Annotated in this window: 23 protein-coding genes; 13 read left to right on the top strand and 10 right to left on the bottom strand. The window is 67.5% G+C overall.

What is annotated here, in order from left to right; genetic code table 11:
* The first annotated feature begins 26 nt into the window (after positions 1 to 26).
* The 4 genes from NDI56_RS02600 to NDI56_RS02585 all read left to right on the top strand — a co-directional run bounded on the left by NDI56_RS02600 (position 27) and on the right by NDI56_RS02585 (position 2,328).
* Positions 27 to 656, top strand: a complete 630-nt coding sequence (locus NDI56_RS02600; RefSeq protein WP_310917857.1) for a DUF420 domain-containing protein — start codon at positions 27 to 29, stop codon at positions 654 to 656.
* Between the two features lie 73 nt (positions 657 to 729).
* A complete protein-coding gene (locus tag NDI56_RS02595; RefSeq protein ID WP_310917856.1) occupies positions 730 to 1,542 on the top strand; it encodes a helix-turn-helix transcriptional regulator in 813 nt (270 codons plus the stop codon).
* 115 nt (positions 1,543 to 1,657) lie between these two features.
* Positions 1,658 to 1,831 carry a DUF1059 domain-containing protein gene (locus NDI56_RS02590; protein WP_310917855.1) on the top strand — a complete coding sequence of 58 codons (174 nt, stop codon included), beginning with the start codon at positions 1,658 to 1,660 and terminating at the stop codon, positions 1,829 to 1,831.
* A 5-nt stretch (positions 1,832 to 1,836) separates the two neighbouring features.
* Positions 1,837 to 2,328, top strand: coding sequence for a hypothetical protein (locus NDI56_RS02585; protein ID WP_310917854.1), 492 nt, complete (start codon positions 1,837 to 1,839; stop codon positions 2,326 to 2,328).
* Between the two features lie 81 nt (positions 2,329 to 2,409).
* Here NDI56_RS02585 and NDI56_RS02580 read toward each other — a convergent pair whose 3' ends face one another.
* The 5 genes from NDI56_RS02580 to NDI56_RS02560 are packed head-to-tail and all read right to left on the bottom strand — an operon-like array spanning position 2,410 to position 6,496.
* Complete coding sequence (locus tag NDI56_RS02580; RefSeq protein WP_310917853.1) at positions 2,410 to 3,150, bottom strand: ABC transporter permease; 741 nt, start codon at positions 3,148 to 3,150, stop codon at positions 2,410 to 2,412.
* Complete coding sequence (locus tag NDI56_RS02575; protein ID WP_310917852.1) at positions 3,147 to 4,085, bottom strand: ABC transporter ATP-binding protein; 939 nt, start codon at positions 4,083 to 4,085, stop codon at positions 3,147 to 3,149. The genes NDI56_RS02580 and NDI56_RS02575 overlap by 4 nt, the downstream gene beginning before the upstream one ends.
* A 49-nt stretch (positions 4,086 to 4,134) precedes the next feature.
* On the bottom strand, positions 4,135 to 4,365 hold the full coding sequence (locus NDI56_RS02570) for an Rdx family protein (protein ID WP_310917851.1): 231 nt from the start codon (positions 4,363 to 4,365) through the stop codon (positions 4,135 to 4,137).
* A 50-nt stretch (positions 4,366 to 4,415) separates the two neighbouring features.
* Complete coding sequence (locus tag NDI56_RS02565; RefSeq protein ID WP_310917850.1) at positions 4,416 to 5,102, bottom strand: DUF7546 family protein; 687 nt, start codon at positions 5,100 to 5,102, stop codon at positions 4,416 to 4,418.
* Positions 5,099 to 6,496, bottom strand: coding sequence for a heme o synthase (locus NDI56_RS02560; protein WP_310917849.1), 1,398 nt, complete (start codon positions 6,494 to 6,496; stop codon positions 5,099 to 5,101). Before NDI56_RS02560 ends, NDI56_RS02565 begins: the two co-directional genes overlap by 4 nt.
* A gap of 235 nt (positions 6,497 to 6,731) precedes the next feature.
* On the opposite strand from NDI56_RS02560, the gene coxB reads away from it, so the two are divergent.
* Positions 6,732 to 7,550 (top strand): cytochrome c oxidase subunit II, encoded by an 819-nt coding sequence (coxB, locus tag NDI56_RS02555; protein ID WP_310917848.1) that lies wholly within the window; start codon positions 6,732 to 6,734, stop codon positions 7,548 to 7,550.
* A 53-nt stretch (positions 7,551 to 7,603) separates the two neighbouring features.
* Positions 7,604 to 8,035 (top strand): MaoC family dehydratase, encoded by a 432-nt coding sequence (locus NDI56_RS02550; RefSeq protein WP_310917847.1) that lies wholly within the window; start codon positions 7,604 to 7,606, stop codon positions 8,033 to 8,035.
* A 6-nt stretch (positions 8,036 to 8,041) separates the two neighbouring features.
* Here NDI56_RS02550 and NDI56_RS02545 read toward each other — a convergent pair whose 3' ends face one another.
* Entirely contained in the window at positions 8,042 to 8,794 is a 753-nt protein-coding gene (locus NDI56_RS02545; protein ID WP_310917845.1) for a CAP domain-containing protein, read from the bottom strand.
* A gap of 92 nt (positions 8,795 to 8,886) precedes the next feature.
* On the opposite strand from NDI56_RS02545, the gene srp19 reads away from it, so the two are divergent.
* From srp19 to NDI56_RS02530, 3 genes are read left to right on the top strand one after another with little or no spacing between them, the layout of a single operon-like run.
* Positions 8,887 to 9,165 carry a signal recognition particle subunit SRP19 gene (gene srp19 / locus NDI56_RS02540; protein WP_310917844.1) on the top strand — a complete coding sequence of 93 codons (279 nt, stop codon included), beginning with the start codon at positions 8,887 to 8,889 and terminating at the stop codon, positions 9,163 to 9,165.
* Positions 9,162 to 9,389 carry an H/ACA ribonucleoprotein complex subunit GAR1 gene (locus NDI56_RS02535; RefSeq protein ID WP_310917843.1) on the top strand — a complete coding sequence of 76 codons (228 nt, stop codon included), beginning with the start codon at positions 9,162 to 9,164 and terminating at the stop codon, positions 9,387 to 9,389. Before srp19 ends, NDI56_RS02535 begins: the two co-directional genes overlap by 4 nt.
* 57 nt (positions 9,390 to 9,446) lie before the next feature.
* The gene (locus NDI56_RS02530; RefSeq protein WP_310917842.1) at positions 9,447 to 10,478 is read left to right on the top strand and encodes a presenilin family intramembrane aspartyl protease PSH; all 1,032 of its coding nucleotides are present in this window, start codon (positions 9,447 to 9,449) and stop codon (positions 10,476 to 10,478) included.
* Between the two features lie 10 nt (positions 10,479 to 10,488).
* Here the strand turns inward: NDI56_RS02530 and NDI56_RS02525 are convergent, their stop codons facing one another.
* Positions 10,489 to 11,484: an ornithine cyclodeaminase family protein gene (locus NDI56_RS02525; RefSeq protein WP_310917841.1), complete on the bottom strand. Its 996-nt coding sequence runs from the start codon at positions 11,482 to 11,484 to the stop codon at positions 10,489 to 10,491.
* Positions 11,485 to 11,561: 77 nt separating this feature from the next.
* Complete coding sequence (locus NDI56_RS02520) at positions 11,562 to 11,789, bottom strand: DUF8015 family protein (RefSeq protein WP_310917840.1); 228 nt, start codon at positions 11,787 to 11,789, stop codon at positions 11,562 to 11,564.
* Positions 11,790 to 12,229: 440 nt separating this feature from the next.
* On the opposite strand from NDI56_RS02520, the gene NDI56_RS02515 reads away from it, so the two are divergent.
* A complete protein-coding gene (locus tag NDI56_RS02515; protein WP_310917839.1) occupies positions 12,230 to 12,397 on the top strand; it encodes a DUF7331 family protein in 168 nt (55 codons plus the stop codon).
* Positions 12,398 to 12,438: 41 nt separating this feature from the next.
* Here the strand turns inward: NDI56_RS02515 and NDI56_RS02510 are convergent, their stop codons facing one another.
* Positions 12,439 to 12,858 carry a DUF3054 domain-containing protein gene (locus NDI56_RS02510; protein WP_310917838.1) on the bottom strand — a complete coding sequence of 140 codons (420 nt, stop codon included), beginning with the start codon at positions 12,856 to 12,858 and terminating at the stop codon, positions 12,439 to 12,441.
* Between the two features lie 20 nt (positions 12,859 to 12,878).
* Positions 12,879 to 13,460, bottom strand: coding sequence for a class I SAM-dependent methyltransferase (locus NDI56_RS02505; RefSeq protein ID WP_310917837.1), 582 nt, complete (start codon positions 13,458 to 13,460; stop codon positions 12,879 to 12,881).
* A gap of 75 nt (positions 13,461 to 13,535) precedes the next feature.
* On the opposite strand from NDI56_RS02505, the gene NDI56_RS02500 reads away from it, so the two are divergent.
* The 3 genes from NDI56_RS02500 to NDI56_RS02490 all read left to right on the top strand — a co-directional run bounded on the left by NDI56_RS02500 (position 13,536) and on the right by NDI56_RS02490 (position 16,620).
* Positions 13,536 to 14,060 (top strand): GNAT family N-acetyltransferase, encoded by a 525-nt coding sequence (locus NDI56_RS02500; protein WP_310917836.1) that lies wholly within the window; start codon positions 13,536 to 13,538, stop codon positions 14,058 to 14,060.
* Positions 14,061 to 14,153: 93 nt separating this feature from the next.
* A complete protein-coding gene (gene fen, locus NDI56_RS02495) occupies positions 14,154 to 15,134 on the top strand; it encodes a flap endonuclease-1 (protein ID WP_310917835.1) in 981 nt (326 codons plus the stop codon).
* A 79-nt stretch (positions 15,135 to 15,213) separates the two neighbouring features.
* Positions 15,214 to 16,620 (top strand): class II fumarate hydratase, encoded by a 1,407-nt coding sequence (locus tag NDI56_RS02490; RefSeq protein WP_310917834.1) that lies wholly within the window; start codon positions 15,214 to 15,216, stop codon positions 16,618 to 16,620.
* Positions 16,621 to 16,655 lie beyond the last annotated feature (35 nt).

The raw sequence follows: 16,655 nt of genomic DNA, 5'->3' as shown, positions 1-16,655 counted from the left end.
AAACCTCCGCGATTCTCAGAGCCAGTATGGCCGTCGCAGACAGACTCCAGTCGCACGCGAAAGCGTCCCCGCGCCGTGTCACCGCCGTGTTATCGCTCGTCGGCTACGTGCTCGTCTTCGGGACCTTCGGGGGTGTCTTCCCGTTCCCGTCCATCAGTAACGAGACCGTTATCCTCCTCAGTGACGCCATCGCCGTGGTCAACACCGCGGCGCTGTCGGCGATTGTCGCCGGCGTCTACTTCATCCGGACCGACCAGGTCGCGAAACACCGGGCCGCGATGCTGACCGCGTTCGGGCTCATCATCGCCTTCCTCGCGATGTATCTCCTGAAAGTCGGCGGCGGCTTCGAGAAGGCGATTCTGGTCGAAGGGCCGGTCTACTGGGCGTATCTGGCGATGCTCGCCGTCCACATCATCCTGTCGGCCGTCTCCGTCCCGGTGGTCGTCCACGCCGTCGTCCTCGGGCTCTCACACAGCCCCAGCGAACTTCGTCAGACCGCCCACGCGAAGGTCGGTCGCGTCGCGGTCGCCGCGTGGGGCCTCTCGCTCTTCCTCGGTATCGTCACCTACGTCATGCTGAACCACATCTACATGTGGGAACCGCGCGGCGAGGCGGCGTTGCTGCTCGCCTTCGTGGGACCGAAACTGCGCGACTGAGTCGGCGGTCGCGCGAACGGCTATCGGTTCGGCCAATCGAATCAGCTAACTTGTTCGTGTGTGTACATTTACTATGGACGCGAGCGCTACCAGTTCACCACTCGACGACGTCGAGTACCTCGCTCGGTCCGCCCACCGTGTGACGGCGCTTACCGCCCTGACCAAGCGGCCGCGGAGTCGGGACGAACTCCTGTCGTTGACCGGGGTCTCTCCCTCCACGATGCGGCGAACGTTGCGGGCGTTCGAGGAGCGTCGCTGGGTCCACCGTCGGGACGGGCGATACGAGGCGACGGAGCTGGGGGCCTTCGTCACGGCGGGGCTGACACAGCTGCTCGACCGACTGGAAACCGAACGGCTGCTGCGTGACACCTGGGAGCTGTTGCCGACCGAGGAGCGCGGATTCACCGTCGGTATGTGGTCGGACGCGGTCGTGACGACCGCAGCGTCGGAGAACCCGTACCGCCCGGTGAACAGATTCCTGTCGTTGCTCGGTACAGCCGACCGGTTTCGGCTCGTCGGGTTCGACCTCGCGGTGCTCGAACCGTGTCTGGCGGATATCTGTGACCGAGTTATCGACGGTGCGGACGCGGAGATTATCGAGGCGCCGGCCGTCGTCGAGTCCCTCCGTTCGACCTATCCGGAGCGGTCAGCCCGGGCCCTGAACAGCGGGAATCTCGTGGTCCGGACACACGACGACCTGCCGCCGTACGGCTTTGGCGTCTTCGGCGACCGCGTCGCCGTCACAGGGTACGACGCCGAGAGTGGGACAGTGCGTGTGATTATCGATACCGACGCGCCGGAGGCACGAGAATGGGTGAAATCACGCTTCGAGCGCTACCGGCAGGAGCGGTCGCCGCTCGCGCTCGAATCGCCCGGCGGCCGGTAACTCGGAGGCAGCCACCGCCCGGCGGGCAGGGACTGGGAACCCGTCAGTCGCTGCGCTCGTGTCAGTCGGTAGCTACCTGACGCAGGCGCCCGTCCGTTCGATATAGTGATAGACAATGACTGACGCACACCGGCTCGACTGTGAGGCCCAGGCCAACGACTGCCGATTTATCGTCCAGTCAGAGGACGAAACCGAGGCCATCAGCCTGGCACAGAGCCACATGCGGGAGGCCCACGGGAAGGATTTCACCGACGACGAACTCCGCGAGGAACACCTCCAGACGGTGTGAGAGCGATGGAATCCACAGAACAAACGCTCACGGGGACCGAAGTCGAACGCGGTTCGAGGCTCCAGCTCGGCTCCATCCTGATGACGCTCGCCGGGGTCGCGTTCGTCGGCTACGGCGTCGTCTTTCTGGTGTTGAACTTCGTCGGGGGCGGCTTCGAAATCGGGGTGAGTACACTGGGCGGGCTGACGCCGGCGGAGCTGAACCCGGCCGTCGCGTACTACATCAGCCACCTGCACGTCGCGACGGCGGCCTTTATCATCTCGACCGGCATCGCGGTGACGGCGCTCTCGTGGTACGGCGTCCACCAGCGCCTGCGGTGGGCGTGGGCCACCGCCGTGGTCGCCGCGGTCGTCTCCCTCGCCCTCGCGCTCCCGATGCACTGGACCGGCGGGGCGTTCGCCCACGACTGGCTGACCCATCTCGGGCCCATCTACCTCGCCACCATAGTGTTCGTGGTCGGGGCCGTCCTCGCGTATCAGGGGATGGCCGAATCCTAACGGCCACGCGTTTTTCGACGAGACACCCGCGACGAGCGGGTAGTTCGGCAGGAGGACGGTTCGCCCTACGCCTCCGGAGCGTCAGTCCGTCCGCGGCAACAGCGCCGCCCCGATCGCAAAACCGACGACGGCACAGACGCCGAGCACCGCCAGCGGCCCGAATACCTCGCCGCTCCCGGTACTGACCGCTCGCACGCCGCGGGAGAAGTAGGTCAGCGGCGAGAGCCACGTCGGGAACCACGACGGCAGTAGCTCCGGGGGCACGAACGTCTCCGAGAGGAAGAGGAGCGGCAGCGCGATACCGTTGCTCGCGGAGATGACGCCGTCCTGTGAGCTCGCCAGGCTGCCGAGCATCGCGCCGACGCCACAGAACAGCGCGACGCCCAGCACGACGAAGGGCAGGAGCAGCGGCGAGAACACGATGTCCGCACCGGTCAGGACCACCATCAGCCCCAGCAGAACGAGCCCCGCGAGCCCGATGATGACCGTGTTGACCAGCGTCTGGGCCAGCAGCCACTCGGGTCGGGTCAGCGGCGTGGTCGCCAGCTTCTCGAACCGGTTGCCGTCGCGGTGGCGGGCGACCTCGCTGCCCACCCGCGACAGCGGCGTAAAGAGGACGACCACAGCGAGATACCCCGAGACGTAGTAGGCTGGCTCGCGGGTGAACAGCCCGCCGCCGCCGGGCCGTGTCTGGACCAGCACGCCGAAGATGACGACGATGATGAGCGGGAAGAAGAAGGTGAAAAAGACCGCCGTCCGACGGCGCAGGAACGCGCGGCTCGCGGCGCGTGACTCGGAGCGCAGGCGGCCGAGGCGACTCATCTGGCACCCCCTGCAGGGGCCGTCTCGCGGGGCTCGCCCGCGCGGCCGACGCCGGTGCCGGTGAGTTCCAGATACACGTCCTCCAGGTCCGGCTGTTTCCACGTCAGGCTGTCGTATGCCAGCCCGGCCGCGTCGAGTGCGTCGACGACGCCCCCGATTGACTCGGGCCGGACGCCGTAGACGACGAGGCGCCCGTTCCGCAGCGCCGTCTCGGCCGGGTAGTCGATAGCGTCGAGCGCCCCGTCGTCGAACTCCCCGTCGACGACGAGCTGGCTATCGGCGCCGTGTTCGGCGACCAGCGCCTCGGGCGCGTCCAGCGCGACGAGCCGCCCGTCGGCCAGCAGGCCGACGCGGTCGGCCAGTCGCTGGGCCTCCTCCATGTAGTGGGTCGTCACGAGGATGGTGACGCCGCGGTCCGCGAGCCCTTCGAGCAACCCCCACAGGGCCTGTCGACCGGCGGGGTCGATACCCGTCGTCGGCTCGTCCAGCACGAGCAGGTCCGGGTCGTTGATGAGCGCCGTCGCCACGCAGGTCCGGCGCTGTTGCCCGCCGCTGAGGTTCTCGTAGTGCGTGTCGGCGGTGTCAGCGAGACCCACGTCGGCGAGCACGTCGTCGACGTCGCGCGTCTCGTCGTAGAGGCCGGCGTAGTAGGCCACGAGCTCGCGGGCGGTCAGTCGCTCGTGGGGGGTAAACGACTGCGGGAGCAGGCCGATGCGGGCCCGGTCGACCGCCGTCGGCGGTTCGCCGAACAGTTCGACGCGTCCCTCGGCGTCGGTCGTCCCGGTCAACGCCCGGACGAGCGTCGTCTTTCCGGCCCCGTTCGGTCCGACCAGCGCCAGCACCTCGCCCGCCGTCGCCGACAGCGACACCCCGTCGAGTGCGACGGTGTCGCCGTAGCTCCGGCGAACGTCTTCAGCGACGAGTACCTCGGTCATGTTGCACCGTCAGATTCGGTCGCCGAAAGCCGTTCCGTTCTCCGGCGGGTCAGAGCCGCTCGCGGACCCGCCGGACGATGTCGTCGACGCCGTAGTCGTCTTCGCCCTTCTCGTACACCGCCTCGCCGTCGACGGTGACGCGGAAGACGCCGTGGTCGCCCATCACCAGACTCACGCGGTCGAGGTCCGTCTCCAGGCCGGTCAGAATCGCTCGCTCCACGTCCAGCGCCCGTTCGCGAAAGCCACACGGGACGCAGTACTCGATTTCGACGTCGGTCATGGGCGGCGCTACGGCGGCGGCCGTGACAAAGGCACCGGACCGGCCGGCAGTCAGCTCCGCAGCCAGCCGACGAGGGTGACGTCGAACCGGTGGACGGCGTAGAGCAGACCGACCGACGCCAGGAACACCGCCGTCGAGAGCCCGTAGGACTGGTAGAGCGCGGCCTGATACAGCGTCGCGCCGACGCCGGCGAAGCCGCCAACGACGGAGGCGACGATGGGGAGGACACAGCTCACACACGAGAAGAGCCCGAGCAGACCGCCGGCGACGCCGCCGCTGGCGTCGACGACGGTGACGTACACCAGATACGAGAGCGCGAGGTAGCCCGCGACCTTCCAGGGCGTGACGACGACGGCGAGGCTCGAACCGCTGTAGACGAACGACGGCGCAAAGCCCGGCGGCGCCGCGAGGACGACTCGCAGTCCGCCGCCCGTGCCGCCGAGACCGACGACGCCGCCGACGTACCCGAGCACCAGCCCGTAGCCCACGGCGACGGCGGCGGCGACAGCGCGGCGCCGGGCGGAGGCGGGCGCCGCCCGGACCCGGAGGAGGACCCAGCCGGCGACGTTGAGCCAGACGAACGGGAAGCCGAGCAACACCGGGTCCGTCGCGGCACCTGGGAGCAAGAGGAGATACAGCATGACCGCAAGTAGCTCCGTGTTCAAAACGACGGCCCACAGCGCGAGCGAGCGCCCCTCGGGAACCAGCCCGCGCAGGTCCCCATCGAGCGTGCTCATATCGCGAGGGCGTCGACGACGACGGCCACCAGCAGGAGGCCCAGATAGGCGTTCGAGGCGTGGAACGCGCGGAACGCCGCGCCCTCGGTCTGTTCACGGTGGAGTCGGATGACCGCCCAGAGGAAGACGGCCCCCACGACGGCCGAGGTGAGCGCGTACACCCAGCCAAGCGAGGTCAGCGCCGCGAGCACGCCCGACCCCACGAGCGTCGCCCCGAGATAGTAGACGATGTGTTTTCGCGTCTCGGTCTCCCCGCGGACGACCGGCATCATCGGGAAGCCCCCTTTCTCGTAGTCGTCCTTGTACGCGAGCGCCAGGTTGTAGAAGTGCGCGGGCGTCCACAGGAAGATGACGCCGGCGAGCGCCAGCCCGGGCAGGCCGATACTCCCGTCGATAGCGACCCAGCCGATGAGCGCCGGAAGCGCACCCGCGGCCCCGCCGATCACCGTGTTCTGGACCGTGTTGGGTTTCAGCACGAGCGTGTAGATGACGCTGTAAAAGAGGATGGCCGTCAGCCCGAGCGCCGCGGCCAGTACGTTGACCTGCCAGAACAGGAACAGCGCGGCCGCCGCGAGCGCGAGGCCGAAGGCCATCGCGTTCCGGACCGGAATCGTGTGCGTCGCGATAGGTCGGTCCGAGGTCCGGTCCATCCGCTTGTCGATGTCGCGTTCGAGCACGTGGTTGAACGTCCCCGAGGAGCCGATAGCCAGCACGCCGCCCCCCAGCGTCAGGAGGACGGTCCGAATCGAGAGCCCGGGACCGGACGCGAGCGCCATCCCGGCGGCGGCGACCAGACACAGGAGCCACATCAGCCGGGGTTTCATCAGCCGGAAGTAGGCGTTCGCCGTGCCCAGGACGCGCTGGCGCGTCGAGAGCTGGGCCGTCGGCGCCGCGGGCTCGTCGGTCTCCTCGGGCATCGGTGCGGGCGAGAGGTCGTCGACCGGTTCCTCGTCGTCGCTGCCGGTCTCGGCTTCGAGATGCCACGCGAGCGCGAGGACGAACGAGACGAAAATCGCCATCCCGACACCCAGATGGGCGCCGGGGAGCACGCCGGCAGCCCCGGAGGTAGCGACGAACGCGCCCAGCGCTATCTGGACCGGGTACAGTGCGATGGCGGCGAGTAACGCCGCTTTCACCCGGCCCCGGGTCGCTGTCCGGAGCCCCAGTGCGACTGTGCCCAGCGCGAGGAGGCCGACCGCCGCAGCGGTCAGCCGGTGGCCCCGCGCTATCAGCAGGTCGGGCTCGGCGAGCGTCACCGGCCCCTGACACAGCGGCCAGGAGCTGCAGGCGGCGACGGCGTCGGTGATCGCGGCCGTCGCGCCCGCGATGACGAGCAGGTAGACGCCGACGGCCGTCGCGGCCAGTAGCCCGGTGAAGGTCCGGCTCTCTGCCATTGGTGTATCCTTTGAGTACGGACACTTAGACTCCTCGCTTTTCCGCCCAGTGGCGCGGTGTGGATGGAAGTCAGCCGGGAGTCGGGAGTGTGAGTGAAGTGTCACATCCGGCCGGCTGTGCGGACTGGTGGCAGCAAAGACTAGCGGGCAGTCGACACGGGGCGGCACTGAAAACGCAGACCGTTCCGGGAGGTGAGACAGCAGTTATTTATCCCCGAAATCCTAAGCCGCGCACATGAATCGGAGACGCGCCGGTCTGGTCGCGCTGTTCGGCGCTGCGCTGTTCGCACTCGCCGCCGAACCCGTCGCAGCACAGCCATCGGCATCCACGACGGTCGAGGAGATTTGGAACCTCAACATGAATCTGCTCTACGTCGCGATCCCGATTACCGTGCTGGTCGAGGGAATCCTCATCTACACGGTCTGGCGGTTCCGCAATCAGGAGGAACCACTGCCGACCATGGAGAACCGCCGACTGGAGATCACGTGGACCATCGCGACGGCCATCATCCTCCTGTTCGTCGGGGTCGCCTCCTATCAGGTGCTTGCGAACCCCTTCGTCACGGCCGAATCGACCAATCAGGTGGAGTTACAGACCGAGGACGTCGCACACGTCGAGGTGCAGGCGTACCGCTACGGCTGGACGTTCTACCACAACGGGTCGAGCTTCGACGGGACGACCGCCGTGAGCGAAACGGGGACGCTCAAGTTACCGGCGAACCAAGAGGTGAACATACGGGTCACCTCGCGTGACTGGCTCCACGCGTTCCACGTGCCGAGCCTGGGGCTGAAAGCCGACGCCTTCCCGGGGCAGTACAACAACCTCCGGACGGTGCCGACCGAGACGGGGACCTACCAGCTGTACTGTGCCGAGTACTGTGGCTCGGGTCACTCCCAGATGCTGGGCACCGTCGAAGTGGTCCCGCAGGACGAGTACCAGCAGTGGCTGAGCGACCAGCGCGCTTCGGCCGAGGGTAGCGGGAACTCGACGAGCGCCGACAGCACGCAGTCGAACACCACGCAGACGCCGACCGGCACGGCCACCCCGGCCTGAACGGACGGTCTCTTCTCCGGTACTGTTAGGCGCCGTAGTTCCGTAGCAGCCGTATGGAGTACTTCGAGGCGCTCGCTGTCGGCGACACCGATAGCTTCGGCGACTACGAGGTCACGCGCGAGGAGCTGACGGCCTTCGCCGGTCGGTACGACCCACAGCCGATACACACCGACCCGGACGCGGCGGCCCAGTCGATGTTCGGCGGGCTCGTCGCCAGCGGCTGGCACACGGCGGCGATGACGATGCGGCTCCTCGTCGACCACCAGCTGGCCGACTCGCGGGCACTGGGGGCACTCGGCGTCGATTCGCTCCGCTGGCCCGAACCAGTCAGGCCCGGCGACAGGCTCTCCGTGCACACCGAGATCAGCGAGAAGGAACCGTTCGACGACGAGCGGGGACGGGTCGCTATCGACGTGACGACGACCACCGACAGCGGCGACACCGTCCTCTCGATGGTCGGACAGGTGCTGTGGGAACGGCGCTAGCCGGCCTCAGCTACAGAGGTTGACCGTCGCGTAGACGACCCCTCGGTTGTTGACCGTGACGCCGACACCGATTCGACCGGCGTCGGGGATGAGGAGTTTGCTCTGTGCGCCCCTCGTCGACAGCCACCCGTCGACGAGAGCGCGGGCGACGGCCGCGTCGTCAGCGTTGAACTGCTCGGTCCCGTCTTCGGTGTACGTGTCGCCGGCGACGGTCCCACCGACCACTTCCAGGTCGTCGTTATCCGGGCTCACGACGTAGTTCCCGTTGACGTTGACCCCACAGGTCTGAAACAGCCCGTTGTTCTCGTAGCGGTCCGCGCTGGTGACGCCGTCGATCGTGTGGTTCACCCGCCCCGCCTCGGCCATCGAATCGGCGTGCCTCTGCGCCATCCTGCGTACCGTACCGGCCGTGGTACCCTCGGTGGAGAGCTCTTCACGCCCGTCATCGGCGCGCGCATCGTTGACGTACTGGACGATGTAGGAGCTGATGTTGGCCCCGTTGAACTCACGCGCTGGTATCGACTCGCGCTCGCCCGCCGGTTCTGGGTCCGAGTCCTGCTCGGACGCCGGCGTCGGCGTCGGCGTGGAGGCCGGGGCCACTGGTGTGGCCGTCGCCGCCGGCTCGTCCGCCTCGGTGGTTTCGGCGGCCGGCGGTCCACTGACGTCGGGACCGCCGACCTGCATGCCGACGAAAATCCCGGTGCCGAACACGGCAAACAGCACTACTGCAGCGAGACTGAGGAAGGCTTTGTTGACCATCTGGCTCCCAGTTACGTGTACATTCATGTAAGTGTATAGCCTCACTGGGGCCGTCGGAAAAGCACATAAGCCCGCGGTGGCGACTGGGTGACATGGTCGAGAACGTCATCTGGCCGGTCGCGTTCGATGCGGACCGCTCACGGAGCGAGGGGCGTCGGGTCCCGCGTGACCTCGCGGTCGCCGAGCCGACGGCCGACGAGATAGCCAAGGCAGTCCAACAGGTCGGATACGACGCCGTCATCGAGCGGGAGAAGACGTACCCGCGCGAACACGAACAGCGCGGACGCGTCGTCGTCAAGGACGCCGACGACGCCACGAAGACGGACCTGCTGGGGGCCGTCGCCGCGTACATCCAGGTGCTGCGCGAATGAGACGCGTCGGGTCGGTCGAGCGACTCGCGCAGGGGCTGGCCGTGGTCCGGTCGGCCGACGAGGAGTTCGCGGCTATCGGGACCCGGCTCGTCGACGACGAACTCCGGACCGTCGGAAAAGTCGTCGACGTGTTCGGCCCGGTCGACAGTCCGTACATGGCCGTCTCACCCGGCAGTAGCGTTCATCTCCCCGCCGTTCTCGGCTCGCCGCTGTACGCCCGCTGACACTGCCGGCAGCGTGAGTCCGTAACGCTGAAAGCCGGTCCTGTCGGACGGCTTGTCATGGACCGACGCTGGCGTGCCCTCGCCGGGTGTACGCTCATCGCACTCATCTTCCTCTTCGTCCAGCTCGGCGCGCTCGCACTCGTCGAACCCTTCGAGACCGCCGGCTATCAGGCCGTCGAGGACCCGTCCGACCCGACAAACAGCATCGTCTACATCGGGGCCATCCTGCTGGCGACGGCCGGGATGTTGCTCGCCTTCCGGTACGACGCCGACCAGCTGATACGGGGCCTCATCGTCTTTTCGAGCGCGTGGCTCTCGCTGTACATCTTCCGTCTGGTCGTACCCCCGGTGTACGTAGTGGGCGGGTTCAACGTGCTCGCGGTGGGCCTCGCGACACTGCTCGGCGTCGGACTGCTCGTCCACCCCGAGTGGTACGTCATCGACACCGCCGGCACGGTGATGGGTGCCGCCGCCGCCGGCCTGTTCGGTATCAGCTTCGGTGTCCTCCCCGCCCTGGTGTTGCTGTCGGTACTCGCCGTCTACGACGCCATCAGCGTCTACGGCACCGAGCACATGCTGACGCTGGCCTCCGGCGTCATGGACCTGAAGGTCCCCGTGGTGCTGGTTATTCCACTGTCGCTGTCGTACTCCTATCTGGACGCGACGACGCCGGACCCGACGGAGAGCGCGGACGAATCGGCGGACGCCGACGATACCGACGAGGATGCGACCGAATCGGCGGACGCCGACGATACCGACGAAGCAGCGACGACCGACGAGGGGCCCCTGGACCGGGACGCGCTGTTCATCGGGCTCGGTGACGCAATCATCCCGACGGTGCTGGTCGCCAGCGCCGCCTTCTTCGCGCCCGCCGGCGTCCGGACCGTACTCGGGGTGCCACTGCCGGCCGTGACGGCGATGGTCGGGACGTTCGTCGGTCTCGCGGTGTTGCTCTGGATGGTGCTCAAGGGCCGGGCCCACGCCGGCCTCCCGCTGCTCAACGGCGGGACCATCGCTGGCTACATCGTCGGTTCGGTAGCGGCCGGCATCGGCCTCGTCGAGGCCATCGGACTCCCGCCGTACATCTGAGGCTGCGCCGCTAGCGACCCATCGCGTCGCTCGCGGGGGCGAAAGAGATCTCCTCGCCGACGCCCTCCTCGACTGCGCGGTCGTAGAGCAGCTTCGCCGACGCCACCGTCTCGATAGCGGTGCCCCCCGAGTCGAACACCGTGATGTCGTCCGGGGACTCCCGGCCGGGCGCGTCGCCGACGAGGACCTCGCCCAGTTCGGCGTGGATATGCGTCTCGTCGACGGCCCCGTCCTCCTGCGCCGCGATGAACGACCCAGCGTCCCGCGTGACGCGGGCACGGAGGTCCGGGACGTACGTCGCGCGCTCGATAGTCGTAGTGTCGAGTTCGCGCTTCTCGGGGTGGTACTGACCCATCGCCGTGACGTGCGTGCCCGGGTCGAGCATCTCGCCGTCGAACACCGGCTCGGCGGCGTTCGTCGCGGTGACGACCACGTCGGCCCCCTCGACGGCCGCCGCCGACGACGCGACCGCGGCGACGGTCGCGTCCAGTTCCTCGTTCATCTCGGCGGCGAACGACTGGCGGTTTTCCTGTGTGGGCGAGTACACCTCGACGCGGTCGAAATCGCGAACCGTCGCGGTCGCCCGGAGCTGTCCGCGGGCCTGTGTGCCGCTACCGATGATAGCGAGATCGGCGGCGTCGACCGGTGCCAGCGCGTCGACGCCGACGGCACCGGCCGCGCCCGTCTTGTGTGGGTTCATGCTCGCGCCGTCGAGCAGAGCGAGCGGGTCCCCCGAGTCGGCGTCGAAAATCGGGAGCGCGAAGTGGGCGTCGCGCCCCGAGAAGCCGGCTGCGTACGTGTAGCCTCCCATCGCGCCGGTGTCGGGAAGGATAGCGAGATACCCCGTCAGCATCCCCGCCGGTGCCTCGTTGAACAGCGTCGTACGGGGTTCCGCCGGCGCGCCGTGGCCGCGCTCCCGGTATCCGGCACGGACGGGGGCGACGTACTCTTCGGGACTGGCGAGGTCGGCGATTTCGGCACTCGAAAGAAACAGGGCGGTCGACATGCGCGGTGATAGGACCGACGGCGCCTTAACGCCGGTGGCAGAAACAGCAGAGAGAAAACTGACGGGTCGCCGACGGGCTACTCCGTGGCCTGCACTGGGTCGGACTGGACGGACTCGGTGGGCTCGGTGGGGACGGGGTCGACCGGCGCACGCACGAACATCGCGTGGCCGATGAGACCGACCGCGACGACCGACGCCATCGGGATAGCTGTCGTCAGAGCGAAGCCGGCGACGACGAGACTACCAGTGATTCCTGCCATCGCGAGGGGGATAAGTCCAAGGACAATGTCGTAATAACCCGTCATGATTGTAAATTATAGTATGGCCGATGGGTACATAAGCGTTTCGCGTAAATCCTGTATAGTATTTTGTGTAGGCACCAGATACTTCCTTGGATTAATCGATGTGGCATATCCATAAGTTATGAGAATATAGCGCGACTCCGAGGGGGCGTTATTCGACCCCCGAAACCGCTGTAGTACGGCCTCAAAACGGCTTTTGTCGGCATCTCACTATCGAGTGTCGACAGACTGCAGACCCGAGTGACGGGCGGTCGGACCGTGTCGGGAGGAGCCCACCCGGTCCGGGTGAGCCGGTATTTTCAGCATCTGAAATCGGATATCGGTCGGCTTGGGGATTGGGCTGAGTTATTTTACGGAATGATAACTGGGTCCGAGTGCTTATAATCGGTAACGAGATATCACAGAGTGGAGGGAGTGTCCCGGGGCTTGCCCCGGCGAAACCAATGAGTACGAACGCCACGAACGACACGAACGACGCCCAAAGCGAGGAATCGGCACGGCGATACGCCGAGTTGAACATCGGTGACGAGGAGTTCGTCATCTACGACCGGGAGAACCACCAGGCGTGGATCCAGTCGTCGATGTCCCTCGACGTAGCCGACCTCCGGTAGCGCTACGCCCCGGGCCAGCGACCGCCCAGTTCTACACCCGTCTATCCGTCGAGTAGCACCGTCGCACCGCCTCGCCACAGACAGAGCAGGGCGCCCCCGACGAGAACCGAGACGATAGCGAACGTAAGCGCCGCGTCCCCGTGGAAGACGGCCGTCGCTCGAAGCACCTGTGCGATGTACACTGCACCGATCCAGCTCAGAAGCGTCACCGGAATCGAACTGACGAGTGTCCCCGGGGCGTCGCTGTCGTACAGCCCGGCGAAGACGGCCACCGCCAGCCACCCGATGAGAAACGGCGCGAGGGTCCCGGCGACCCGCCCCACGTCGACGAGCGGGTTGTAGCCGTGTGTGTACTCACCGACGGCGACGAACAGCAGTATCGCGCCGATGTCGCCGGCCGCCAGTGTGGCCGTCTTCGAGGAGAGGTCGATGGGAGTCAGGTCCGCCCTCGCAACGCTCATGCCCCGACTTTGGACTCAGCCTACTTCGCTTCCCCGTTTTCGGCGACGCCGGCGACCGTGTAGCCAACGCCGCTCTCGACGGTTCTCGGGGCCAGTCCCGCCCGCTGCAGCCGTTCTGCCAGCGCCGCCGGCCGGTAAAACACCGAGTCGAAGCCGACGAGGTGTTCGGCGGCGACCAGCCCGCGGCCCCGGAGCGTCCCCGGGTCGAACTCCCTGACGACGAGAACGCCGCCCGGAGCGAGCACGCGGGCCGCCTCCGACAGCACGTCGTCGACGGGCCCCATGTGGTGGAGCGCGTCGACGACGAGCACCGCGTCGACGCTCCCGGAGCGAACCGGCAACTGACTCGCGTCGCCGAGCACCGCGTCGAGGCCGTGGGTCCGGGCACGGCGGGTCATCCCCGGGGCCGCGTCGAGGACGACACGCTCGGGGAGAGCCAGCCGGCGTATCGCCCGACCCGGCCCACCGCCGACGTCCAGCGCCCGCTCGACCTCGCGGTCGGCACACGCCAGCCCGGCCCGGAGCGTGCTCGCGCGGGCGCGGGGCATCAGCAGGTCGTACAGCGGCGCGAACCGGTCGAACGGTCCGATATCGCCGTGCATACCCGACGTTGGCCCGCCGCGGGTAAAGCCGGCCGGGTCGCGGGGAACTACATGGCCCGCGCGGGAACACACCGTATGGAGTTCGCGCTGCTGGGCTGGCCCGAGGACGACCACCGGCTCCGGCTCGACCACCGACAGTTCGCCTACGCGGGGAAGTTCGTGATGACCTCGACGGGGAAAGCCGTCGTGGGCGACGACGGCGTCGTGGCCGCGGTGGCGTTCGACGCCGACCGGACCGACCCGGACACGCTGTGTGTCCGTTACGTCACTGTCCGGAGAGACCGCCGAGGCGAGCGGCTCGGACCGCGGCTACTCCGGTTCGTCCGCGAGCGGGCCCGCGAGCGGGGCTACGAGCGGGTCACCATCAGCGTGAACAACCCGTTCTCGTATCAGGCGGCCTATCGCGCCGGCTTCTCCTTTACCGGTGTGGAACACGGGCTGGCCGAGTTGACACTCGAATGGCCCGGCGACCGGAGCGCGGAACGCTACCGAGCGGGACTGGCGGTGTTCCGCGAGCGGGACCTGTCCGACGAGGAGCAGGCCTTCCTGGACGAGCACATAGACGGCGAGCCGCCAGACGTCCTCGACGCGCCCACCTGACCGGGATTGCTCGGCCGCGCCCCAGTACGGGGCACGCTTCGTCCGGAGTCGGACCCGGATGATTCAAATCGCTGTCCACCCAACGCCCGTCCAATGGGAAACGCTGACCTGCGCTCGCTGGCGGCGCTCGAAGACGTCGCTTTCGAGGACCTGGACGGGACTGTGGTCGCGGTCGACGCCCACAACTGGCTCTACCGGTATCTCACGACGACGGTGAAGTTCACGAGCGACCACAAGTACACCACCGACGACGGCGCCGAAGTGGCGAACCTCATCGGCGTCGTCCAGGGACTGCCGAAGTTCTTCGAGCACGACCTGACGCCCGTGTTCGTCTTCGACGGCGCGGTCACCGAGCTCAAGGACGACGAGGTCCAGAAGCGCCGCGACCAGCGCGAGAAGTACGAGGAGCAACTGGCAGACGCCCGCGAGTCCGGCGATTCGGTCCGGGTCGCGAAGCTCGATTCTCGGACCCAGCGACTGACACAGACGATCGTCGAGACGACCCGCGAACTGCTCTCCCTGCTCGACGTCCCCGTCGTCGACGCCCCAGCCGAAGGGGAGGGGCAGGCCGCCTACATGGCCCGGCAGGGCGACGTTGACTACGTCGGCACCGAGGACTACGACGCCCTGCTCTTTGGCGCGCCCTACACCCTGCGCCAGCTCACCTCGAAGGGCGACCCCGAGCTGATGGACTTCGAGGCCACGCTCGACGCGACCGGACTCACCTGGGAGCAACTGGTCGACGCCGCCATCCTCATGGGGACGGACTTCAACGAGGGTATCTCGGGTATCGGGCCCAAAACCGCGGTCAAGCTACTCGACGAACACGGAGACCTCTTTGCGGTCCTGGAGGAGCGAGGCGAACATATCGACCACGCCGACCGCATCCGCTCGCTGTTTCTCGACCCCGCCGTGAGCGACGACTACGAGATTCCAGACGATATCGACCCCGACCTCGACGCCGCCCGCGCGTTCGTCACCGAGGAGTGGGAGGTCGACGCCGAGGAGGTCCGGCGGGGCTTCGAGCGAATCGACGAGTCGGTCGTCCAGACCGGGCTGGACCGCTGGACCTGAGCTCCCCCGTAGGCCGGCAGAACTGGCGACGGCGACGTGGACCGGTGGCTTTTACGAGCGGGCGGCCGACCCCTCGGGTATGAGCGACGAGTTCAGGACCGAACGGGACAGCCTCGGAGAGATGCAGGTGCCGGCCGACGCCTACTGGGGGGCACAGACACAGCGAGCCATCGAGAACTTCCCTATCAGCGACGTGACCTTCGGGCGGCGGTTCGTCCGCGCGCTCGGTGTCGTGAAGAAGGCCGCCGCAGAGGCCAACCGCGACCTCGGGATGATTCCCGACGACAAGGCCGACTGCATCGTCGAGGCCGCGGACGAGGTCATCGCCGGCGACCACGACGACCAGTTCCCGGTCGACGTGTTCCAGACCGGGTCGGGCACCTCCTCGAACATGAACGCGAACGAGGTCATCAGCAACCGCGCGACCGAAATCTACGGCGGCGACATCGGGACCCGCGAGATACACCCCAACGACCACGTCAACTTCGGGCAGTCGAGCAACGACGTGATTCCGACGGCGATGCACGTCGCCGCGCTGGAGGCCGTCGAGAAAGACGTGATTCCCGGGCTGAAGACGCTCCGAGACGCGCTCGCCGACAAAGAGGACGAGTTCGACGGCGTCGTCAAGACCGGCCGCACCCACCTGCAGGACGCCACGCCCATCACGCTGGGACAGGAGTTCTCGGGCTACCGCACGCAGGTCGAGAAAGGCATCGCCCGCGTCGAGGACACCCACAGTCGGCTCTCGGAACTCGCACTCGGCGGGACCGCCGTCGGCACGGGGCTGAACACCCACCCCGAGTTCCCCGCGAAGGCGGCCGAGTACATCAGCGAGGAGACCGACCTGAACTTCCGCGAGGCCGACAATCACTTCGAGGCCCAGGCCGCCCACGACGCGATGAGCGAGGCCCACGGCGCCCTGCGCACCGTCGCCGGTTCGCTGAACAAGATCGCCAACGACCTCCGGCTGCTCGCCTCCGGGCCGCGCAACGGGCTCGGCGAGATAGACCAGCCGGAGAACCAGCCCGGCTCCTCCATCATGCCCGGGAAGATCAACCCCGTCGTCGCCGAGTCGGTCAACCAGCTCCACAAGCAGGTCGTCGGCAACGACGCCGCGGTCTCGGCGGGCGCCGCCGAGGGCCAGATAGACCTGAACCTCTACAAACCCGTGCTGGCCTCGAACTTCCTGCAGTCCGCACGGCTCATCGCCAACGGGTCGGAGGTGTTCGCCGAGAAGTTCGTCGCCAAGCTCGAAGCCGACGCCGAACACTGCGCCGAGCGCGTCGAGCAGTCGATGGCACTGGCGACGGCGCTCAATCCGGCTATCGGCTACGACAAGGCCAGCAAGGTCGCCAAGAAGGCGCTCGCGGAGGACAAGACCATCCGTGAGGTCGTCCTCGAAGAGGGGTACCTCGACGAGGACGAGGTCGACGAGGTGCTCGACCCGGAGAAGATGACCCATCGGGGGATTCTCGGAGACGAGTAGCGGGACCCCTCGCTTCGCTCGGGCTCTCGGAAATG

Source organism: Halomicroarcula saliterrae (assembly GCF_031624395.1).
Taxonomy (GTDB): Archaea; Halobacteriota; Halobacteria; order Halobacteriales; family Haloarculaceae; genus Haloarcula; species Haloarcula saliterrae.
Note: the sequence above shows the minus strand (reverse complement) of the source record. Positions and strands in the feature narration are given on the sequence as shown.